17 protein-coding genes are annotated in these 17,318 nt (G+C 40.9%); 10 read left to right on the forward strand and 7 right to left on the reverse strand.

Annotation, left to right across the window (positions count from 1 at the left end; genetic code table 11):
- Window positions 1–4 precede the first annotated feature (4 nt).
- Both HMPREF9010_RS10210 and HMPREF9010_RS10205 read left to right on the forward strand, forming a co-directional pair.
- Window positions 5–1,600 carry a DUF6377 domain-containing protein gene (locus HMPREF9010_RS10210; RefSeq protein ID WP_004305037.1) on the forward strand — a complete coding sequence of 532 codons (1,596 nt, stop codon included), beginning with the start codon at window positions 5–7 and terminating at the stop codon, window positions 1,598–1,600.
- A gap of 161 nt (window positions 1,601–1,761) precedes the next feature.
- Entirely contained in the window at window positions 1,762–3,162 is a 1,401-nt protein-coding gene (locus HMPREF9010_RS10205; protein WP_004299760.1) for an alkaline phosphatase, read from the forward strand.
- A 70-nt stretch (window positions 3,163–3,232) separates the two neighbouring features.
- Here the strand turns inward: HMPREF9010_RS10205 and efp are convergent, their stop codons facing one another.
- Window positions 3,233–3,799 carry an elongation factor P gene (efp, locus tag HMPREF9010_RS10200; RefSeq protein ID WP_004299761.1) on the reverse strand — a complete coding sequence of 189 codons (567 nt, stop codon included), beginning with the start codon at window positions 3,797–3,799 and terminating at the stop codon, window positions 3,233–3,235.
- A gap of 192 nt (window positions 3,800–3,991) precedes the next feature.
- On the opposite strand from efp, the gene rpmH reads away from it, so the two are divergent.
- The 7 genes from rpmH (at window position 3,992) to HMPREF9010_RS10165 (ending at window position 9,599) form a co-directional block, all read left to right on the forward strand.
- Window positions 3,992–4,150, forward strand: coding sequence for a 50S ribosomal protein L34 (gene rpmH, locus HMPREF9010_RS10195; RefSeq protein ID WP_004299762.1), 159 nt, complete (start codon window positions 3,992–3,994; stop codon window positions 4,148–4,150).
- Between the two features lie 370 nt (window positions 4,151–4,520).
- Entirely contained in the window at window positions 4,521–5,174 is a 654-nt protein-coding gene (locus tag HMPREF9010_RS10190) for a PASTA domain-containing protein (protein WP_032842956.1), read from the forward strand.
- A gap of 26 nt (window positions 5,175–5,200) precedes the next feature.
- A complete protein-coding gene (locus HMPREF9010_RS10185) occupies window positions 5,201–6,274 on the forward strand; it encodes an RluA family pseudouridine synthase (protein ID WP_004299766.1) in 1,074 nt (357 codons plus the stop codon).
- Entirely contained in the window at window positions 6,271–7,245 is a 975-nt protein-coding gene (locus tag HMPREF9010_RS10180) for a D-alanine--D-alanine ligase (RefSeq protein WP_004299767.1), read from the forward strand. The genes HMPREF9010_RS10185 and HMPREF9010_RS10180 overlap by 4 nt, the downstream gene beginning before the upstream one ends.
- A gap of 100 nt (window positions 7,246–7,345) precedes the next feature.
- Window positions 7,346–8,494: a 1-acyl-sn-glycerol-3-phosphate acyltransferase gene (locus HMPREF9010_RS10175; RefSeq protein WP_004310509.1), complete on the forward strand. Its 1,149-nt coding sequence runs from the start codon at window positions 7,346–7,348 to the stop codon at window positions 8,492–8,494.
- On the forward strand, window positions 8,491–9,192 hold the full coding sequence (locus HMPREF9010_RS10170) for a hypothetical protein (protein WP_004299769.1): 702 nt from the start codon (window positions 8,491–8,493) through the stop codon (window positions 9,190–9,192). The genes HMPREF9010_RS10175 and HMPREF9010_RS10170 overlap by 4 nt, the downstream gene beginning before the upstream one ends.
- Window positions 9,193–9,206: 14 nt before the next feature.
- On the forward strand, window positions 9,207–9,599 hold the full coding sequence (locus HMPREF9010_RS10165; protein WP_004299770.1) for a rhodanese-like domain-containing protein: 393 nt from the start codon (window positions 9,207–9,209) through the stop codon (window positions 9,597–9,599).
- A 33-nt stretch (window positions 9,600–9,632) separates the two neighbouring features.
- Here the strand turns inward: HMPREF9010_RS10165 and HMPREF9010_RS10160 are convergent, their stop codons facing one another.
- The 5 genes from HMPREF9010_RS10160 to proB form a co-directional block, all read right to left on the reverse strand.
- Complete coding sequence (locus tag HMPREF9010_RS10160; protein ID WP_008649589.1) at window positions 9,633–10,589, reverse strand: acetylornithine carbamoyltransferase; 957 nt, start codon at window positions 10,587–10,589, stop codon at window positions 9,633–9,635.
- 71 nt (window positions 10,590–10,660) lie between these two features.
- Complete coding sequence (locus HMPREF9010_RS10155; protein ID WP_004299772.1) at window positions 10,661–11,917, reverse strand: glutamate-5-semialdehyde dehydrogenase; 1,257 nt, start codon at window positions 11,915–11,917, stop codon at window positions 10,661–10,663.
- A gap of 226 nt (window positions 11,918–12,143) precedes the next feature.
- Window positions 12,144–13,190 (reverse strand): hypothetical protein, encoded by a 1,047-nt coding sequence (locus tag HMPREF9010_RS10150; RefSeq protein WP_004299773.1) that lies wholly within the window; start codon window positions 13,188–13,190, stop codon window positions 12,144–12,146.
- 34 nt (window positions 13,191–13,224) lie between these two features.
- On the reverse strand, window positions 13,225–14,250 hold the full coding sequence (locus HMPREF9010_RS10145; RefSeq protein WP_008649590.1) for a hypothetical protein: 1,026 nt from the start codon (window positions 14,248–14,250) through the stop codon (window positions 13,225–13,227).
- Between the two features lie 470 nt (window positions 14,251–14,720).
- Window positions 14,721–15,803 (reverse strand): glutamate 5-kinase, encoded by a 1,083-nt coding sequence (gene proB / locus HMPREF9010_RS10140; protein ID WP_008649592.1) that lies wholly within the window; start codon window positions 15,801–15,803, stop codon window positions 14,721–14,723.
- Window positions 15,804–15,908: 105 nt separating this feature from the next.
- On the opposite strand from proB, the gene HMPREF9010_RS10135 reads away from it, so the two are divergent.
- A complete protein-coding gene (locus HMPREF9010_RS10135; RefSeq protein WP_008649595.1) occupies window positions 15,909–17,057 on the forward strand; it encodes a pyridoxal phosphate-dependent aminotransferase in 1,149 nt (382 codons plus the stop codon).
- On the opposite strand, the gene HMPREF9010_RS10130 is transcribed toward HMPREF9010_RS10135, so the two are convergent.
- Complete coding sequence (locus HMPREF9010_RS10130; RefSeq protein WP_004299777.1) at window positions 17,026–17,259, reverse strand: DUF2007-related protein; 234 nt, start codon at window positions 17,257–17,259, stop codon at window positions 17,026–17,028. The genes HMPREF9010_RS10135 and HMPREF9010_RS10130 overlap by 32 nt on opposite strands.
- Between the last annotated feature and the right edge of the window lie 59 nt (window positions 17,260–17,318).

Consider the following 17,318-nt stretch of genomic DNA (forward strand, 5'->3'; position numbering starts at 1 on the left):
CCTTATGAAAAATCTAACCCTTTATATGCTATTTCTTCTTTTGCTCTTTCCTTTTTCGTTGTGTGCAATGCATACGGATAATGCGGCTGCTCTTAAAAAGCTGGATGAAGTTATAAGCAAGAAAGAGACTTTCCAGATTCGGAAAGAGAAAGAGATTAATAACTTGAAATTAGAACTTGCCCATTCTACTGATCCTGTTCGAAAATATGAATTATATGCCTCTCTTTTTGGTGCTTATTTGCATTATCAGGCAGACTCGTCCTTATATTATATTAACCGTGAGATGGAAATCCTTCCATTGTTGAACCGCCCGGAATTGGAGTATGAGATCATCATTAATCGTGCTACGGTAATGGGAGTAATGGGAATGTATATAGAAGCCATTGAACAGTTGGAGAGGATTGATCCTAAAAAATTGAATGAGTGGACTCGGTTATCTTATTATCAGACGTATCGTGCCTGCTACGGGTGGTTAGCAGATTATACGACCAATAAGAATGAAAAAGAAAAGTATTTGAAGAAAACCGATTTATATAGAGATTCCATTATTGCTGCGATGCCTCCAGAGGCAAACAAAACGATTGTTTTAGCCGAAAAATGCATAATGAACGGGAAAGCCGATGTCGCTGTGGATATGCTGAACAATGCTTTGAAAGAAATTCAGGATGAACGTCAGAAAGTATATATTTATTATACTCTTTCCGAAGCTTATAGTATGAAGAAAGATATCGAAAAAGAAGTTTACTATCTGATTCTGACTGCCATTGCGGATCTGGAAACTCCGGTGAGGGAGTATGCTTCATTGCAGAAACTCGCGCATCTGATGTATGAATCAGGAGATATTGACCGTGCCTACAAATACTTGAGTTGCTCGATGGAAGATGCTGTGGCGTGTAATGCCCGTTTGCGGTTTATTGAGGTGACGGAGTTTTTTCCGATTATCGACAAGGCGTATAAATTAAAAGAAGAAAAAGAACGTGCCGTTTCCCGCGCTATGTTGATTAGTGTCAGTTTGTTGTCTTTGTTTCTTCTGATTGCTATTTTCTATCTATATCGTTGGATGAAGAAGTTGTCTGTTATGCGGCGGAATCTTAGTCTGGCTAACAAACAAATGTCTGCGGTCAACGCGGAACTGGAGCAAACCGGAAAAATAAAAGAAGTCTATATCGCCCGCTATCTGGACAGATGTGTCAACTATCTCGACAAACTGGAAACTTATCGTCGTTCATTGGCAAAATTGGCAATGGCATCGCGTATCGAAGATTTGTTTAAAGCTATCAAGTCCGAACAGTTTATCCGGGATGAGCGGGATGAATTCTATAATGAGTTCGACAGGTCTTTTCTGAAACTTTTCCCGAACTTTATTTCAGCTTTCAATAATTTGCTGGTAGAAGAAGGAAGAGTGTATCCTAAATCCGATGAACTTCTGACAACAGAACTTCGTATCTTTGCCCTTATCCGTCTGGGAGTAGTAGACAGTAACAAGATTGCTCATTTTCTCGGTTATTCTTTGGCAACTATCTATAATTATCGTAGCCGGATGCGTAATAAAGCTGCCGGAGATAAAGATATGTTCGAGCAGAATGTAATGAACCTATAATGTTATTCACAGATAGCAATATGTTATTACTTCGTAATATACGAGCCAATAATGCTTGTGTATAAAGCAAATATCTACTTTTAGTGTTCAATAATCCACTGTGCATCTCTCTTTTTTTTCTACCTTTGTAGACAACTAATCTAAAATAAATATACTAGAAAATGAAAAAGTTAGTCTACACACTGTTCTTTGTCCTTATCTCCGTTGTAGCCAACGGGCAGGCAAAGTACGTATTCTATTTCATCGGAGATGGAATGGGAGTCAATCAAGTAAATGGTACGGAGATGTATCAGGCGGAAATTCAAAATGGTCGTATTGGAGTCGAGCCTTTGTTATTTACTCAATTTCCGGTTGCTACCGTAGCAACCACTTTCTCTGCTAAAAATTCAGTAACAGACTCTGCAGCTGCAGGTACTGCATTGGCAACAGGAAAGAAAACTTATAATGGCGCTATTTCTGTAGGAGAAGATAAAAATGCTATTCAGACTGTCGCAGAAAAAGCAAAGAAAGCAGGAAAAAAGGTGGGCGTAACGACTTCTGTCAGTGTGGATCATGCTACTCCTGCCGCATTTTATGCACATCAACCCGATCGTAATATGAATTATGAAATTGCTCTTGATTTGCCGAAAGCCAATTTCGATTTTTATGCAGGCGGTGGTTTCTTGAAACCTACCACCACTTATGACAAGAAAGAAGCTCCGAGCATTTTCCCTATTTTTGAAGAGGCAGGATATACAGTAGCACGTGGTTACAATGACTATAAGGCAAAAGCTGCAAAAGCAGAAAAGATGATCTTGATTCAGGAAGAGGGAGCCAATCCTTCTTGTCTGCCTTATGCTATTGACCGCAAAGAGAATGATTTGACATTAGCACAAATTACGGAAAGTGCTATTGACTTTCTTACTAAAGGCAATAATAAAGGCTTTTTCCTGATGGTAGAAGGAGGTAAAATAGACTGGGCATGCCACGCTAATGACGCCGCTACTGTGTTCAACGAAGTGAAAGACATGGATAATGCCATCAAAGTAGCTTATGAATTCTATAAGAAACATCCGAAAGAAACGCTGATTGTGATTACCGCAGACCATGAAACAGGTGGTATCGTGCTCGGTACGGGAAAATATGCGTTGAACCTGAAAGCATTGCAATATCAGAAACATTCTGCTGACGGACTTTCACAACGTATCAGTGAATTGAGAAAATCAAAAGGCAATAAAGTCACTTGGGAGGACATGAAAACATTCCTCGGCGAAGAAATGGGCTTCTGGAAACAATTCCCTCTTTCTTGGGAACAGGAAAAGACGTTGCGTGATGAATTTGAGAAATCATTCGTGAAGAATAAAGTCGTATTTGCTGAAAGTATGTACTCTAAGAGCGAACCGATGGCTGCACGTGCAAAGGAAGTGATGGATGAAATCGCTATGATAGGTTGGGTAAGTGGCGGGCACTCTGCCGGTTATGTTCCTGTATTTGCTATTGGTGCAGGTTCTCAACTGTTTGGTGAGAAGATTGACAATACAGAAATTCCTAAAAGAATTGCGAAAGCTGCAGGATATAAATAATAGAACTGTATGAATATAAAAATAGCCGGAAGTCCTTGGACTCCCGGCTATTTTTATATGTTTTTGCAAATTATGCTTTCACACGTCCTACGTAAGAACCGTCACGAGTATCGATTTCGATTGTTTCACCCTCGCTGATGAACAAAGGAACACGTACTGTTGCACCTGATTCCACAGTTGCAGGTTTCAGTGTGTTAGTAGCTGTATCACCTTTCATGCCCGGTTCTGTATAAGTCACCTTCATCTGAACCTTGATCGGCATGTCTGCATAAAGTACAGTTTCAGTAGAAGCATCAGAAACAACTTCCAATACTGAACCTTCGAGCAGGAAGTCAACACCATTAATCAGATCGTGAGCGATAGGATGTTGGTCGAATGTTTCCTGGTTCATAAAGATATAATCTTCTCCTTCTTTATACAAAAATTGGTATGGACGACGTTCTACACGTACATCTTCCAACTTTTCACCGATGTTGAAACGGCGTTCGAGAACGTATCCGCTAACTACATCTTTCAGTTTAGTACGCATAAAAGTGTTACCTTTACCTGGTTTTACATGCAGGAATTCTACACAGAAATAGAGCTTTCCGTCCATACGGATACAAGTTCCGTTTTTGATGTCTTGAGCATTAATCATACTGCTATTTTTCTTATTATATTATTGTTATTTAATTGTTTTCGCAGGAATTCGACTGCAAAAGTAATCTAAATCGGTAAAAAACACAAAAACTTTTGAGCAAAAATGAGTTATCTCTTGGTTAATTTAAAAAAAGTGCCTATTTTTGCAACCCGATTACGTAGAATAATAACATAAAAACAAGATACAGTAATGAAAAGAACATTTCAACCCTCTAACAGAAAGAGAAAGAACAAACACGGTTTCCGTGAGAGAATGGCATCGGCTAATGGTCGTAGAGTATTAGCTGCTCGTCGTGCGAAAGGCAGAAAGAAACTGACTGTTTCTGATGAGTACAACGGACAAAAGTGATAATCACTTGTCATCAGGAAACAAAAAAGGCGGAGAATTTAATCTTCGCCTTTTTTGTTTCTCTGTTTTTCAAGGGGATAGTATGTTAAAAAGCGGTATTGTTTGCTCTTATTTATGACTTTTTGCTTTTCTTTGTGAGATTAAATAAAACTCATAAACGAACATACGCGATGGTAGAGTATATCCGGGACATGAAACCCCGTATCATTATAATAAGGTTGTTGAAATCTATAGGAGTGGGGATTATAGTTGCAGCAATTCTGGCGATGATAAGCGTCTTTGCATAATAGGTAGGGACATTTTTCATCGCCTACTTTTTAAAAGTTCAACTATTTTGTCGTATCTTTGGCGCATATTAACAGCAATGCGTATGACTATTAAAGAATTCTTTTCTTTTAAAACCAATAAATATTTCTGGGTGAATATTATCGCCATGATTGTGGTGATGGTAGTGATGATATTTGGTGTGTTGAAATGGCTTGATATACATACACATCATGGTGAAAGCGTGGTAGTTCCCGATGTGAAGGGAATGACAGTGGAAGAAGCTACGAAGATGTTCCGGAATCACGGTTTGGTATATGTGATTTCTGATACCAAATATGTCAAAGATAAAGCAGCGGGTATCATTCTTGAACTGAAACCGGGAGCCGGTGAAAAAGTGAAGGAAGGACGTACAGTATACCTGACAGTCAATACCCTGGATGTCCCTTTACGTGCCATTCCCGATGTGGCGGACAACAGCTCGCTCCGCCAGGCACAGGCCAAGTTACTGAATGCCGGTTTTAAACTGAATCAGATTCAATTGGTAAATGGTGAGAAAGACTGGGTGTACGGCGTGAAGTATCAGGGACGTCAGTTGGCTGCCGGAGAAAAGATTCCTTTGGGAGCTTCTTTGACATTGATGGTGGGAGACGGCTCCGGTGATATGTCGGAAGAAGAGGACTCGGTTGATGTTTCCGTGGATACGGAGAAACCGGTTACGTCGGAATCATCACCTACTCAAGATGATAGTTGGTTTTAATAGATAAATAACAGAAACGGACTCGCATGATAGAGGAAGAACTTCCGGATGAACTGGAGAATGATTTGGATGATATAGAACCTGTCGGTGACGAATCCCAGCTTTACGAACACTTCCGCGTGGTTGTAGACAAGGGACAGGCGATGGTCAGAGTCGACAAATATCTGTTCGAACGTATTGTCAATGCTTCGCGCAACCGTATTCAGAAGGCTGCCGAAGACGGATTCGTTATGGCCAATGGCAAACCGGTGAAGAGTAGCTACAAAGTGAAACCGCTGGATGTCATTACGGTGATGATGGACCGTCCCCGTTATGAAAATGAAATTATTCCTGAAAATATTCCCCTTACTATCGTTTATGAAGACCCTTATCTGATGGTTGTGAATAAACCGGCGGGATTGGTCGTGCATCCGGGACACGGAAACTATCACGGCACGCTGGTCAATGCGCTGGCCTGGCACATGAAGGATATACCGGATTATGATGCCAATGACCCGCACGTGGGACTTGTTCATCGCATCGATAAAGATACTTCAGGCTTACTGGTGATTGCCAAGACACCGGATGCCAAAACAAATCTGGGAATTCAATTTTTTAATAAGACTACCAAACGCAAATATCGTGCTTTGGTGTGGGGTGTTATGGAACAGGATGAAGGAACGATTGTCGGTAATATTGCCCGTAATCCGAGAGACCGGATGCAAATGGCGGTGATGTCCGATCCGACAGTGGGCAAACATGCCGTTACACACTACCGCGTACTGGAAAGACTGGGGTACGTAACCCTTGTGGAATGTATACTTGAGACAGGACGTACTCATCAGATTCGTGTCCACATGAAACATATCGGTCATGTGTTGTTCAATGACGAACGCTATGGCGGTCATGAGATACTGAAAGGAACCCATTTTAGTAAATACAAACAGTTTGTAAATAATTGCTTTGACACTTGTCCCCGACAGGCTTTGCATGCTATGACATTGGGGTTTGTGCATCCCGTCACAGGTGAAGAGATGTATTTTACTTCCGAACTTCCGGATGACATGACCCGGCTTATCGAGAAGTGGAGAGGCTATATAAGTAATAGAGAATTAGAATGAAACGCAACATCGCTATCGTAGCAGGAGGAGATACCTCTGAAATCGTAGTTTCCCTGCGTAGCGCACAGGGTATTTATTCCTTTATTGATAAGGAAAAGTATAATTTGTATATCGTGGAGATGGAAGGCCGTCGCTGGGAAGTACAATTACCGGACGGAAACAAAGTGCCGGTGGATAGAAACGACTTTAGTTTTACGAACGGAACGGAGAAGGTTGTGTTCGACTTTGCTTATATCACCATCCACGGTACGCCGGGTGAGGATGGCAGGCTGCAAGGCTATTTTGATATGATGCGTATTCCGTATTCCTGTTGTGGAGTGTTGGCGGCTGCCATTACTTATGACAAGTTTACCTGCAATCAATATCTGAAGGCTTTTGGAGTGCGCATTGCCGAATCATTGTTGTTGCGCCAAGGACAATCGGTTTCTGACGAGGAAGTAGTGGAAAAGATTGGCCTGCCTTGTTTTATCAAGCCTAGTCTGGGAGGTTCGAGTTTCGGAGTTACGAAAGTGAAGACAAAAGAACAAATACAACCGGCCATTGTTAAAGCTTTCGGAGAAGCGGAAGAGGTGATTGTTGAAGCGTTTATGGACGGAACGGAACTGACTTGCGGCTGTTATAAGACAAAAGAGAAGTCGGTCATCTTTCCACCTACGGAAGTAGTGACGCACAATGAGTTCTTTGATTATGATGCTAAATATAATGGACAGGTAGATGAAATCACTCCTGCGCGTATCTCGGATGAATTGACCAAACGCGTACAGATGCTGACTTCAGCTATCTATGATATATTAGGTTGTTCCGGCATTATCCGTGTAGATTACATTATAACTGCCGGTGAAAAACTGAATCTTCTCGAAGTAAATACTACTCCGGGAATGACTACTACCAGTTTTATTCCCCAGCAAGTGCGTGCAGCCGGACTGGATATAAAGGATGTGATGACTGATATTATTGAAAACAAGTTTTAAGTATTAAGTATCAAGTATAAAGTATTAACCATGCGGTTTGTACGCAGTCTAATACTTTATACTTATTACTTAATACTTGAGCACATAATACTTGAGACTTATGGATCTGACAGAGTTTAATGAAATTCGTCCTTACAATGATGAGGAACTTCCTCAAATCTTTGAGGAACTGATTGCCGATCCGGCTTTTCAGAAAGCTGCTACCGGTGCTATACCGAACGTTCCATTTGAACTTCTGGCGCAAAAAATGCGTGCCTGTAAGACTAAGCTTGATTTTCAGGAGGCATTTTGTTATGGCATTTTGTGGAAGATAGCGGCAGATCATACTGCCGGACTGACACTGGATCATACCGCCATACCGGATAAAAGTAAAGCTTATACGTATATATCGAATCATAGAGATATTATTCTTGATTCGGGCTTTCTCTCTATTTTGTTGATTGACCAGGGAATGGATACGGTAGAAATTGCGATTGGCGACAATTTGCTTATTTATCCCTGGATTAAGAAACTGGTGCGTGTCAATAAATCATTTATTGTACAGCGGGCGTTGACCATGCGGCAAATGTTGGAATCTTCAGCGCGTATGTCCCGTTATATGCATTACACCATTTCAGAGAAGAATCAGTCTATTTGGATTGCGCAGCGTGAAGGACGTGCAAAAGATTCGAATGACCGTACACAAGACAGTGTATTGAAAATGTTGGCAATGGGAGGTGAAGGCGATTTGATAGACCGCCTGATGGAAATGAATATTGCTCCGCTTGCTATTTCATACGAATATGATCCGTGTGATTTTCTGAAAGCGCAAGAGTTTCAGCTGAAGAGAGACATCGAAGGATATAAAAAGACGACACAGGACGATTTGATTAATATGCAGACAGGTCTTTTCGGATATAAAGGCAGGGTACATTTTCAGGTTGCTCCTTGTTTGAATGATGACTTGCAAAGCTTGGACCGTTCGTTGCCGAAACCGGATTTGTTTGCCCGTATTTCTGCCTGTCTTGATCGCCGCATCCATCGTAATTACCGGATATATCCGGGAAATTATGTGGCGTATGATTGGCTGAATGGCACAACGGAATTCGTGTCCAATTACACGGAAGAAGAGAAACAGCAGTTTATGAACTATATTGAACAACAATTGGCAAAGATCAAGATTCCGAATAAGGATGAAGACTTTTTGCGTGAGAAGTTGTTATTAATGTATTCCAATCCGTTAGTTAATTATTTAGCAGCTTGCCGATGAAAAGAAGAAAATTACATGTTGTTTGGTTGTGGGGATTGCTTTTCCTGATGACTGCCTGTGGAGATGATGACTATTATTATCCTTCGGTGAAACTGGAATTTGTGACTGTAGAGGCCGGAGAAGACGGTCGCATACAAACGCTTATTCCTGATAAGGGAGAAGTCTTGACTGTTTCGGAAGACCGTACGGGTTCTACTATCTCTCCAAACACTTCCAGACGTGTAATGAGTAACTATGAGGTGCTTTCCGGTGAGAACACTGCTACTATATATTCTTTGCAATCGCTCATAACGCCGGTACCTAAACCGGAAGATGATCCGATTTACAAGGACGGTATAAAGCTAGATCCGGTAGAGATGGTCAGTATCTGGCTTGGAAGGGATTATCTGAATATGATTTTGAATCTCAAGGTCAGTACGGGCAAGGGACATGTTTTCGGTATAGTGGAAGATGTGTCCGAACTTAAAACAAATGGCATTGTGAATATGTTGTTATACCATGATGCGAACAGTGATGGAGAATACTATAATCGGCGTGCTTACATTTCTGTTCCTTTGGCGCAATATATAGATGAAGAGAATCCGGGTCGGACGATAAAGGTAAAGTTTAAATATTATACGTACGATAAGGATGGTTCTCCGATAGAATCTGATAAGTACTGTGATCCTGGGTTTGACTATACTCCGGGACAGAATTGAATAATGGAGTGTATATGTTTAAATTGAATCAATTAATCGTGGGAATATTTTTATTTCTCTCTTCCCTTTTCTCTTGTCAGCAGAAAGGGGATTTTCAATCAATGAATGTAGAGGAGTTTGATTCTCTTATTCAGAATGAGGATATACAACGTCTGGATGTTCGTACACTTGCGGAATATTCGGAGGGGCATATCACGAAGACGATCAACATCAATGTGATGGATGACTCTTTTGCTTCAATGGCTGATTCTTTGTTGCAAAAAGACAAACCGGTGGCTGTATATTGTCGCAGTGGAAAACGAAGCAAGAAGGCTGCGGCAATTTTGAGCGAGAAGGGATATAAAGTTTTTGAGCTTGATAAGGGATTTAATTCCTGGCAGGAAGCAGGTAAAGAAATAGAGAAATAAAGTGCTGATTTATCAGCACTTTATTTTTTGGGGTTATTTCAGTCCTTCCAATAACCTTTTCAGAACGACAGTTGCCGAGATTTCACGGTTGGCAGCTTCCGGAATCACAATAGATTGCGGACTTTCAATGACATCGTCTGTCACAATCATATTTCTACGAACCGGAAGACAATGCATGAAATAAGCATTGTTGGTAACTGCCATTTGGCGGTCGCTGACAGTCCAATCACGATCTTTGCTTAATATCTGTCCATAGTTGTCGCCAGAATAAGCAGCCCAGTTCTTGGCATATATGAAGTCGGCTCCTTCGAAGGCCTTCATCTGGTCATATTCTACTTTTGCATTACCTACAAATTGCGGATCAAGCTCATAACCTTCGGGATGAGTGATGACAAATTCGTAATCCGTTGCATTCATCCATTCAGCAAAGGAATTAGGAACAGCCTGTGGCAATGGACGTGGATGAGGAGCCCAGGTCATAACTACTTTGGGACGTACTGTTTTCTTGTATTCCTCGATGGTAATCAGGTCGGCAAAGCTCTGTAATGGGTGGCGTGTTGCCGCTTCCATCGAAAAGACAGGACGTCCGGAGTATTGGATGAATTGATTGATAATAGTTTCCTGATAGTCAAAGTCACAGTCTTCAAAACGGGCAAAAGAGCGTACTCCAATGATATCACAATAGCATCCCATAACCGGAATGGCTTCTAATATATGTTCCGGTTTATCACCATCCATAATTACGCCACGTTCAGTTTCCAATTTCCATGCACCTTGATTGATATCCAGTACCATTACATTCATTCCCAAATTGATGGCAGCTTTCTGTGTGCTGAGGCGGGTACGTAAACTAGAGTTGAAGAAGATCATCATTAAAGTCTTGTTTCGTCCCAGTTCTACATATTTGAAGCGCTCTTTTTTGATTTCGAATGCTTCTGCAAGGGCTGATTTTAAATCGCCAATGTCCTGTACACAAGTAAATTTCTTCATATCATTTATTTTTTAATTTTTAATTAGCTTCGCTCAAAACCTTGTTTGATTTTTAACATATAGGTATAGTCTCAATTTCTTCTCGTTTGTCCATCTCCTTCAATGACCCATTTGTAAGAAGTGATTTCCTCCAGTCCCATCGGACCGCGTGCGTGTAGCTTTTGCGTGCTGATTCCGATTTCGGCTCCTAATCCGAATTGTGCCCCGTCAGTGAAAGCGGTAGACACATTGGTGTATACGCAAGCTGCGTCCACGATTCTGGTGAATAAAGCTGCACGTTCCCCGTTCTCGGTAACAATACACTCGCTATGTTTAGAACTGTTTTCCTGAATATGTCCTAAGGCATCTTCGAAGCTCTTTACAGTCTTGACAGCCATTTTATAATCCAGAAACTCCGTGCCGAAGCTTTCTGCTTTTGCATGTTCCAGGAGCTCGGCAGGATAGCGGCCTTCCAATGCCTGGTAAGCTTGCGGATCAGCATAAATAATGACATGGCTGTCTTTTAGTTTCTCGCAAATCAGAGGGAGGTCGGCCAGTCTCTTCTCATGTATAATGGTGCAGTCCAATGCATTACATACGCTAACTCTACGTGTCTTTGCATTATGAATAATGTCTGCTCCCTTGTTTGTATCCCCAAATTCATCGAAGTAAGTGTGACAGATACCTGCTCCTGTTTCAATGACAGGAATCCTTGCATTCTCGCGTACGAAATGAATAAGACTGCTGCTGCCTCTGGGGATAATCAAGTCTACGTAGCCCACAGCATTCAGTAACGCTGCCGTAGCCTCTCTATCAGCTGGAAGTAATTCTACAATGTGCGGATTGATTTTGAACTTCTTCAATACTTTGTGAATCACACTGATGATGGCCCGGTTGGAACAATCGGCGTCACTTCCTCCTTTCAATATGCAGGCATTTCCGCTCTTCAGACAAAGGGAGAAAACATCAAAGCTAACATTAGGGCGTGCTTCATAAATGATTCCTATGACTCCGAAAGGAACGCTGACTTTCGTCAACTTCATTCCATTGGGACGAACACTCTCTTTCAACACTTTACCCAAAGGAGAGGGGAGTGTTGCTACATTGCGTGTATCTGCGGCAATACCTTTCAAACGTTCTTCCGTCAGTTTCAACCGATCGTACTTCGGATCATTTTTGTCCATCCGTGCGAGGTCTTTTTCGTTCTCTGAAAGAATGAAAGGTGTTTCTGCAATTGCTGCGTCAGCTACTGCATTTAAAATCTGATTGATGACATTATCATTCAGCAGGGCTAATTCCCGACTTGCTACTTGTACAGCGGCAAAGGTCTCGTTTAAATTTGTAGTCATTTGCTCCTTTTTTGCATTAAATGGAAAGATAAACTATGCAAATATAGTGAATGATGTGAATAAAACTTGTTGAAAATAGAAATAAATGTTGCTCTTTACTTATTCACTGGTTTTTTTACAAGATTAATACTAAAAAAATACGAGACTCAATTCTGAATCTCGTATTTTTCATTTATGCACTATATTGGTATAGTGCTTGTTATTCGAACTCCTATTTGGCATTATCTCATTGCCATGGAATGTCTTGTTCAATATCTTCTCCCATTTCTCCTGATTCGACTTCAATTCCTATGTCACTAGGTGTTCCTATATGTTCAATATTGGTTAGTGCGATAGAATGGGTATAGTTTCTCTTGAATGTGATACTGCTACTGATGATTGTCTTTTCTTCTGCTCCTGGAGTCTCTTCCCAAAATACTTCCACTTTTACATTCTCTGTTAAATGTTGATTATCACCAGTAGGTATATTGGCAGTGAGATTTCTCATGCTGACCATTTTTAATTCAGATTCAACAGTCTTATGAATATCTGCATTAGCATTCAAATAGATGCTTGGTGCGTCTTCAAGTTTTATTCTAAGACGTCCTTTCTCTAAACCTGTTTGTTTGAATTTTACTCCGAAAAAACGGCGATAGAGCATTATGTGATTTTGCATGCCATCTGTCACTTCCACTTTATCGTTTAATCCATGATAACGTTCGATGAACGGGCGGTTGCAGGCGTCTTGTGATCCGTTTCTCGTTTGTATTCTCGGGTTTTCAATGTTGTATAAGAATTTGATTCCATCTGCTTGTTCGGCAGTCAGGAATTTGTTCAGGCATTCCCCTTTGATTTTTCCGCTACGTTCCAAATCGAAAGGGGCTCCGAAGAAGCCTTTTTCGTCTTTTATGATTGAGTCCTTTGCATTTGCAATCATAGAGCAAGAGATGCGGTAAGTGTATCCATCAATAACTTTTATTTTTAGGTTATTGGGATCTTTCGCCTTGTCTAACTGGAAAATACCATAAGCGTATGGTTTTGAAGATGGATTCTGTCCCTCTTTGGGTGTCATGGTAATGGCGATTCCCACTAATGTTTCACTTTCATTAATTTTGGTTGGAGTTGTAGCACGTGCCATGGGCAGTTCGGTTGAGAGGTAGTCTCCGTCCAGTTGTAAGTTAAGTTCGGAATACGTAGTAGGAGGTGCCTGATACAGATCTTTCTCCTTAATACATGATTGTAGAGTAAAAGCTGTGAATAGACAGCCTGCGATCATAAGATGTTTGATTTTCATATGAATCTTTTTTAGTAGTTGTTGAGTATGATAATTATTTCCCTATTTCTTGTTCTGATTCTTCCATTTCTGCTTCTTCACCAAAAGAGATAGTAGCATCCCCTATATGCTCATCTATCTTGACTATTTTGATTATGTTCTTTTTGTTTCTTTTCATTTTAATACTCTGATTGGTATATAGAGAATACCATTTCTCTTCATTGGCCGGGCGGTAGGAAATAGTGAAAGCGATTGTTTCTTCTTCCTTAAGTTTGGCCGTATAATAGTCGGATATATCGTACATAGAGATAATTCGTTCCTCCGTCCGGGATGTTCCATCTTTGGAATATAGTAGATAAAATGGAGTAACGTCCGCTGCTTTAATTTTGATGGAGTCACCCGGTGCAAGTTCGTCTGTAACGAATTGTATAGAATAATAAGCACGTTTCAATGTCATTGAAACGGAGGTATTCATATTGGGATTTGAAAAGTCCAATTGCTCACTGCCGAAAAAGCGTTTGACGGTAGGGTGAGTACTAGTACTATCGCATTTTATATGCATTTCTCCTTTGTAAATATGTTGGTGAAATGCCCCATTGATATTCAGGGGATTGATTGAAATCTTTAGATCGTTGTTGACTAACCCGTTCACCTCTTTCTGCAGAGTAGATGAAAAAGGAAGTCCATAAAGTATGTTGTCACTTTGTATTGTATAATATGGGCGGTCTTTATATCCCAGGAAGCTGCAGTCAAAGCGATACACATATCCTTCGATTAACCCGATTTTTACTCGATATGGATTATCGAAAAGGCCTGAAGCATAGGGCTGAAAAGAAGTCAGGCCTTTTCCTTTCCAAAAAACATTAACTGCATATATTCCGTCAGCCACCGTGGAGGTGGAACGGCTTAAAGGTTGTTCGGCTACTTCAAGAAAAGGAGCTATATTTAAACTGACATTAAACTCTCTGCCGACAGGAAATGACGGTGTACTGTTTACTTCAGGTTCATTCTTACTGCTCTCACAAGATATAATTGAGAATGTTAAAAATATGAGTATAAGGTTCCAATGTTTTAGTAGCATGGGGATTATATTGTTTGTTTAGAGGGCAAATATACTGCTATTAATAGTTTTTTGCAAATAAAGTCCCTGTATTTATGTTGCAGATGTCTATCTATAATACATTATATAACTGAAAATAAAAGCGCTTATCTTCACTAAAGAAGCTAATATTCTACCTGAATAAGAGCTTCATTTGGGTGCAGAAATGAGGTAAACTCATACAATTATAATTCAAAAAAACTTCCGTAAACATTCTCAACTATACTTATCCCTATGAGAAAAAATACTCATAGGGATGAGAAGAAATACTCATTACAATGAGAACTTTTTCTCATTGCAGTGAGAATATCCCCTTGCTAGAATAGGATGAAACAGTTTATTACCGTGCAGTCATGAACAAGATTCACCTCTGTGTACTCTGTGGTGAAAACCGTACAGAAACAAGCTAATTTTAGTCTAAAATCGGATAAAACAGAAATTCTTATTATTAATTATTCAATGTATAGATAGTCATAATGTACTACTGGTTTCTTTCCATGCTTGCCAATCGCTTCTTGTGCCTGTTTGGAGTCACAGTTCACTTTTCCAACGCCAACCTGGTTTCCTTGAAAGTCCATGATACGTACAATGTCATCTTTCTCAAATTCACCTTCAATATGAGTGATTCCAATCGGGAGGATGCTGACAGTCTTTTCAGAGTTTAGAACTTCTGTCGCACATTCGTTGATGTGAATTTCCCCTTTGGCAAACCCTTCGCTATGGGCAATCCACTTTTTGACGCTGGATACCGGTTCGTCTGATGGTATAAAACGTGTACAAAGAGTTTCTTCAGGATGCTGTAATAAATCTACCAGAATATTATCCCGCTTCCCGTTGGCAATAATCACTGTAATTCCTTCATCAGCAACTTTGCGGGCAATATTGGTTTTCGTCAACATCCCCCCCCGTCCGAAACTGGACTTAGTTGTCTGAATATAGTTGGATAAGTCTTTGCCGTGACCGATCTCCCGGATAACAGAAGAGTTTGGATCGGAAGGAGAACCATTGTAAATCCCATCAATATTACTTAGGATAATGAGTGCCTGCGTGTCCATCATCGAAGCGATGAGTCCGGACAATTCATCATTATCGGTGAACATCAGCTCACTGACGGAAATCGTATCGTTTTCGTTGACAATAGGAATGACATTATTTTCAAGCATTACCGTCATGCAATTTTTCTGATTCAGATAATGGCGGCGAGTTCCAAAACTTTCCTTCGTTGTCAGTACCTGGCCGACAGGTATATTGTGCTCACGGAAAAGTTCGTAGTAACGGTTGATTAGTTTGGCCTGACCCACAGCAGAAAATAATTGGCGCTGATCTACACTATCGAGTTTTTTCTGCGGATGCACTTCACTGCGTCCGGAAGCAACAGCTCCCGAAGAAATCAAAATGATTTCTACCCCGGACTTATGTAATTCCGCTATCTGGTCAACAAGTGCCGACATACGGGTAACGTCCAGCGTTCCGTCGCGGCGTGTCAATACATTGCTTCCTACTTTTACTGCGATTCGTGTAAATTCCTGTTTCATCCTTACTAACGATTTGAAAGCACAAATATAGAGCTTTTTGCCGATATGCTACCAAAACAGGCTGAAAAGAATTATCTTTGCAGCTAGATAGAGAAAAGATAAACAATGAAACATACAAATCCACAAGTAGAACAGATGACCTCCTTCATCGTAATGGATGTGTTGGAGAGGGCAAACGAATTACAGAAACAAGGTGTTGATATTATTCATTTGGAAGTTGGTGAACCCGATTTTGATGTACCGTCTTGTGTGTCGGAAGCAGCAAAAGCGGCTTATGATCGTCATCTTACTCACTATACACATTCTTTGGGGGACCCGGAACTCCGGCGGGAAATTGCTGCTTTTTATCTACGGGAATATGGAGTGACGGTAGATCCGGATTGCATTGTGGTGACTTCCGGCTCTTCTCCATCCATTCTTCTTGCGTTGATGTTGCTCTGCAACACGGATAGCGAAGTGATTCTTTCCAATCCGGGATATGCTTGTTACCGTAATTTTGTATTGGCTACCCAGGCTAAACCCGTTTTGGTTCCTTTGTCTAAGGAATATTTGCAATACGACATAGAAGCTATTCGTAAATGTGTGAATCCACATACAGCGGCTATCTTTATCAATTCTCCGATGAATCCGACCGGAATGTTGCTGGATGAAAAATTCTTGAGGGAAGTGGCGGCACTGGGAGTTCCTGTTATTTCGGATGAGATTTATCACGGACTTGTTTATGAAGGGCGTGCGCACAGCATTCTTGAATATACCGATCAGGCTTTTGTCTTGAACGGATTTTCTAAACGTTTTGCGATGACAGGTCTTCGGCTGGGTTATTTGATTGCACCTAAATCTTGTATGCGTTCTTTGCAGAAGTTGCAGCAAAATCTATTTATTTGTGCGTCCAGCGTTGCCCAACAGGCTGGGATTGCTGCATTGCGGCAGGCTGATTCGGATGTGGAACGGATGAAACAGATTTATGATGAGCGTCACCGGTACATGATTACTCGTCTTCGGGAAATGGGGTTTGAGATTAAAGTAGAACCTCAAGGAGCATTTTACATTTTTGCCAACGCACGCAAATTTACTACCGACTCTTATCGCTTTGCATTCGATGTACTCGAACATGCGCATGTCGGCATTACTCCCGGGGTGGACTTTGGTACGGGAGGTGAAGGATATGTACGCTTCTCCTATGCAAACTCATTGGAGAATATCAAAGAAGGACTGGACCGTATCAATCGCTACCTTTTTCGTCCCGGCTTCTGATAAGCTCGGTAGCTGCTTCGTATTCTTCCTCTGTCACGAGGACGGATACGGAAGGAGCGATATAGGGTGCTAATGTCCCCATAATTCCATCTTTGATTACACAACGGATATTGTTGCTTTCTAATAACCCTTTAATGATCTCGGCTTCCCAGGGGGATCCGGAGAATACTTCTATTGCCTTGCTATAATCTTCTTCTTTCATGATCTTACTTATTAGGGGTTGTTATCTACAAATATAACAAAAAAGAGAGAGAAATGGTT

Source organism: Bacteroides sp. 3_1_23 (assembly GCF_000162555.1).
Lineage (GTDB): Bacteria > Bacteroidota > Bacteroidia > Bacteroidales > Bacteroidaceae > Bacteroides > Bacteroides ovatus.

What these genes read in the sequence shown, in the direction of transcription:
- HMPREF9010_RS10210 (WP_004305037.1), top strand. Translation starts at nt 5, where the DNA reads ATGAAAAATCTAACCCTTTATATGCTATTTCTTCTTTTGCTCTTTCCT.
- HMPREF9010_RS10205 (WP_004299760.1), top strand. Translation starts at nt 1,762, where the DNA reads ATGAAAAAGTTAGTCTACACACTGTTCTTTGTCCTTATCTCCGTTGTA.
- efp (WP_004299761.1), bottom strand. Translation starts at nt 3,799, where the DNA reads ATGATTAATGCTCAAGACATCAAAAACGGAACTTGTATCCGTATGGAC.
- rpmH (WP_004299762.1), top strand. Translation starts at nt 3,992, where the DNA reads ATGAAAAGAACATTTCAACCCTCTAACAGAAAGAGAAAGAACAAACAC.
- HMPREF9010_RS10190 (WP_032842956.1), top strand. Translation starts at nt 4,521, where the DNA reads ATGACTATTAAAGAATTCTTTTCTTTTAAAACCAATAAATATTTCTGG.
- HMPREF9010_RS10185 (WP_004299766.1), top strand. Translation starts at nt 5,201, where the DNA reads ATGATAGAGGAAGAACTTCCGGATGAACTGGAGAATGATTTGGATGAT.
- HMPREF9010_RS10180 (WP_004299767.1), top strand. Translation starts at nt 6,271, where the DNA reads ATGAAACGCAACATCGCTATCGTAGCAGGAGGAGATACCTCTGAAATC.
- HMPREF9010_RS10175 (WP_004310509.1), top strand. Translation starts at nt 7,346, where the DNA reads ATGGATCTGACAGAGTTTAATGAAATTCGTCCTTACAATGATGAGGAA.
- HMPREF9010_RS10170 (WP_004299769.1), top strand. Translation starts at nt 8,491, where the DNA reads ATGAAAAGAAGAAAATTACATGTTGTTTGGTTGTGGGGATTGCTTTTC.
- HMPREF9010_RS10165 (WP_004299770.1), top strand. Translation starts at nt 9,207, where the DNA reads ATGTTTAAATTGAATCAATTAATCGTGGGAATATTTTTATTTCTCTCT.
- HMPREF9010_RS10160 (WP_008649589.1), bottom strand. Translation starts at nt 10,589, where the DNA reads ATGAAGAAATTTACTTGTGTACAGGACATTGGCGATTTAAAATCAGCC.
- HMPREF9010_RS10155 (WP_004299772.1), bottom strand. Translation starts at nt 11,917, where the DNA reads ATGACTACAAATTTAAACGAGACCTTTGCCGCTGTACAAGTAGCAAGT.
- HMPREF9010_RS10150 (WP_004299773.1), bottom strand. Translation starts at nt 13,190, where the DNA reads ATGAAAATCAAACATCTTATGATCGCAGGCTGTCTATTCACAGCTTTT.
- HMPREF9010_RS10145 (WP_008649590.1), bottom strand. Translation starts at nt 14,250, where the DNA reads ATGCTACTAAAACATTGGAACCTTATACTCATATTTTTAACATTCTCA.
- proB (WP_008649592.1), bottom strand. Translation starts at nt 15,803, where the DNA reads ATGAAACAGGAATTTACACGAATCGCAGTAAAAGTAGGAAGCAATGTA.
- HMPREF9010_RS10135 (WP_008649595.1), top strand. Translation starts at nt 15,909, where the DNA reads ATGAAACATACAAATCCACAAGTAGAACAGATGACCTCCTTCATCGTA.
- HMPREF9010_RS10130 (WP_004299777.1), bottom strand. Translation starts at nt 17,259, where the DNA reads ATGAAAGAAGAAGATTATAGCAAGGCAATAGAAGTATTCTCCGGATCC.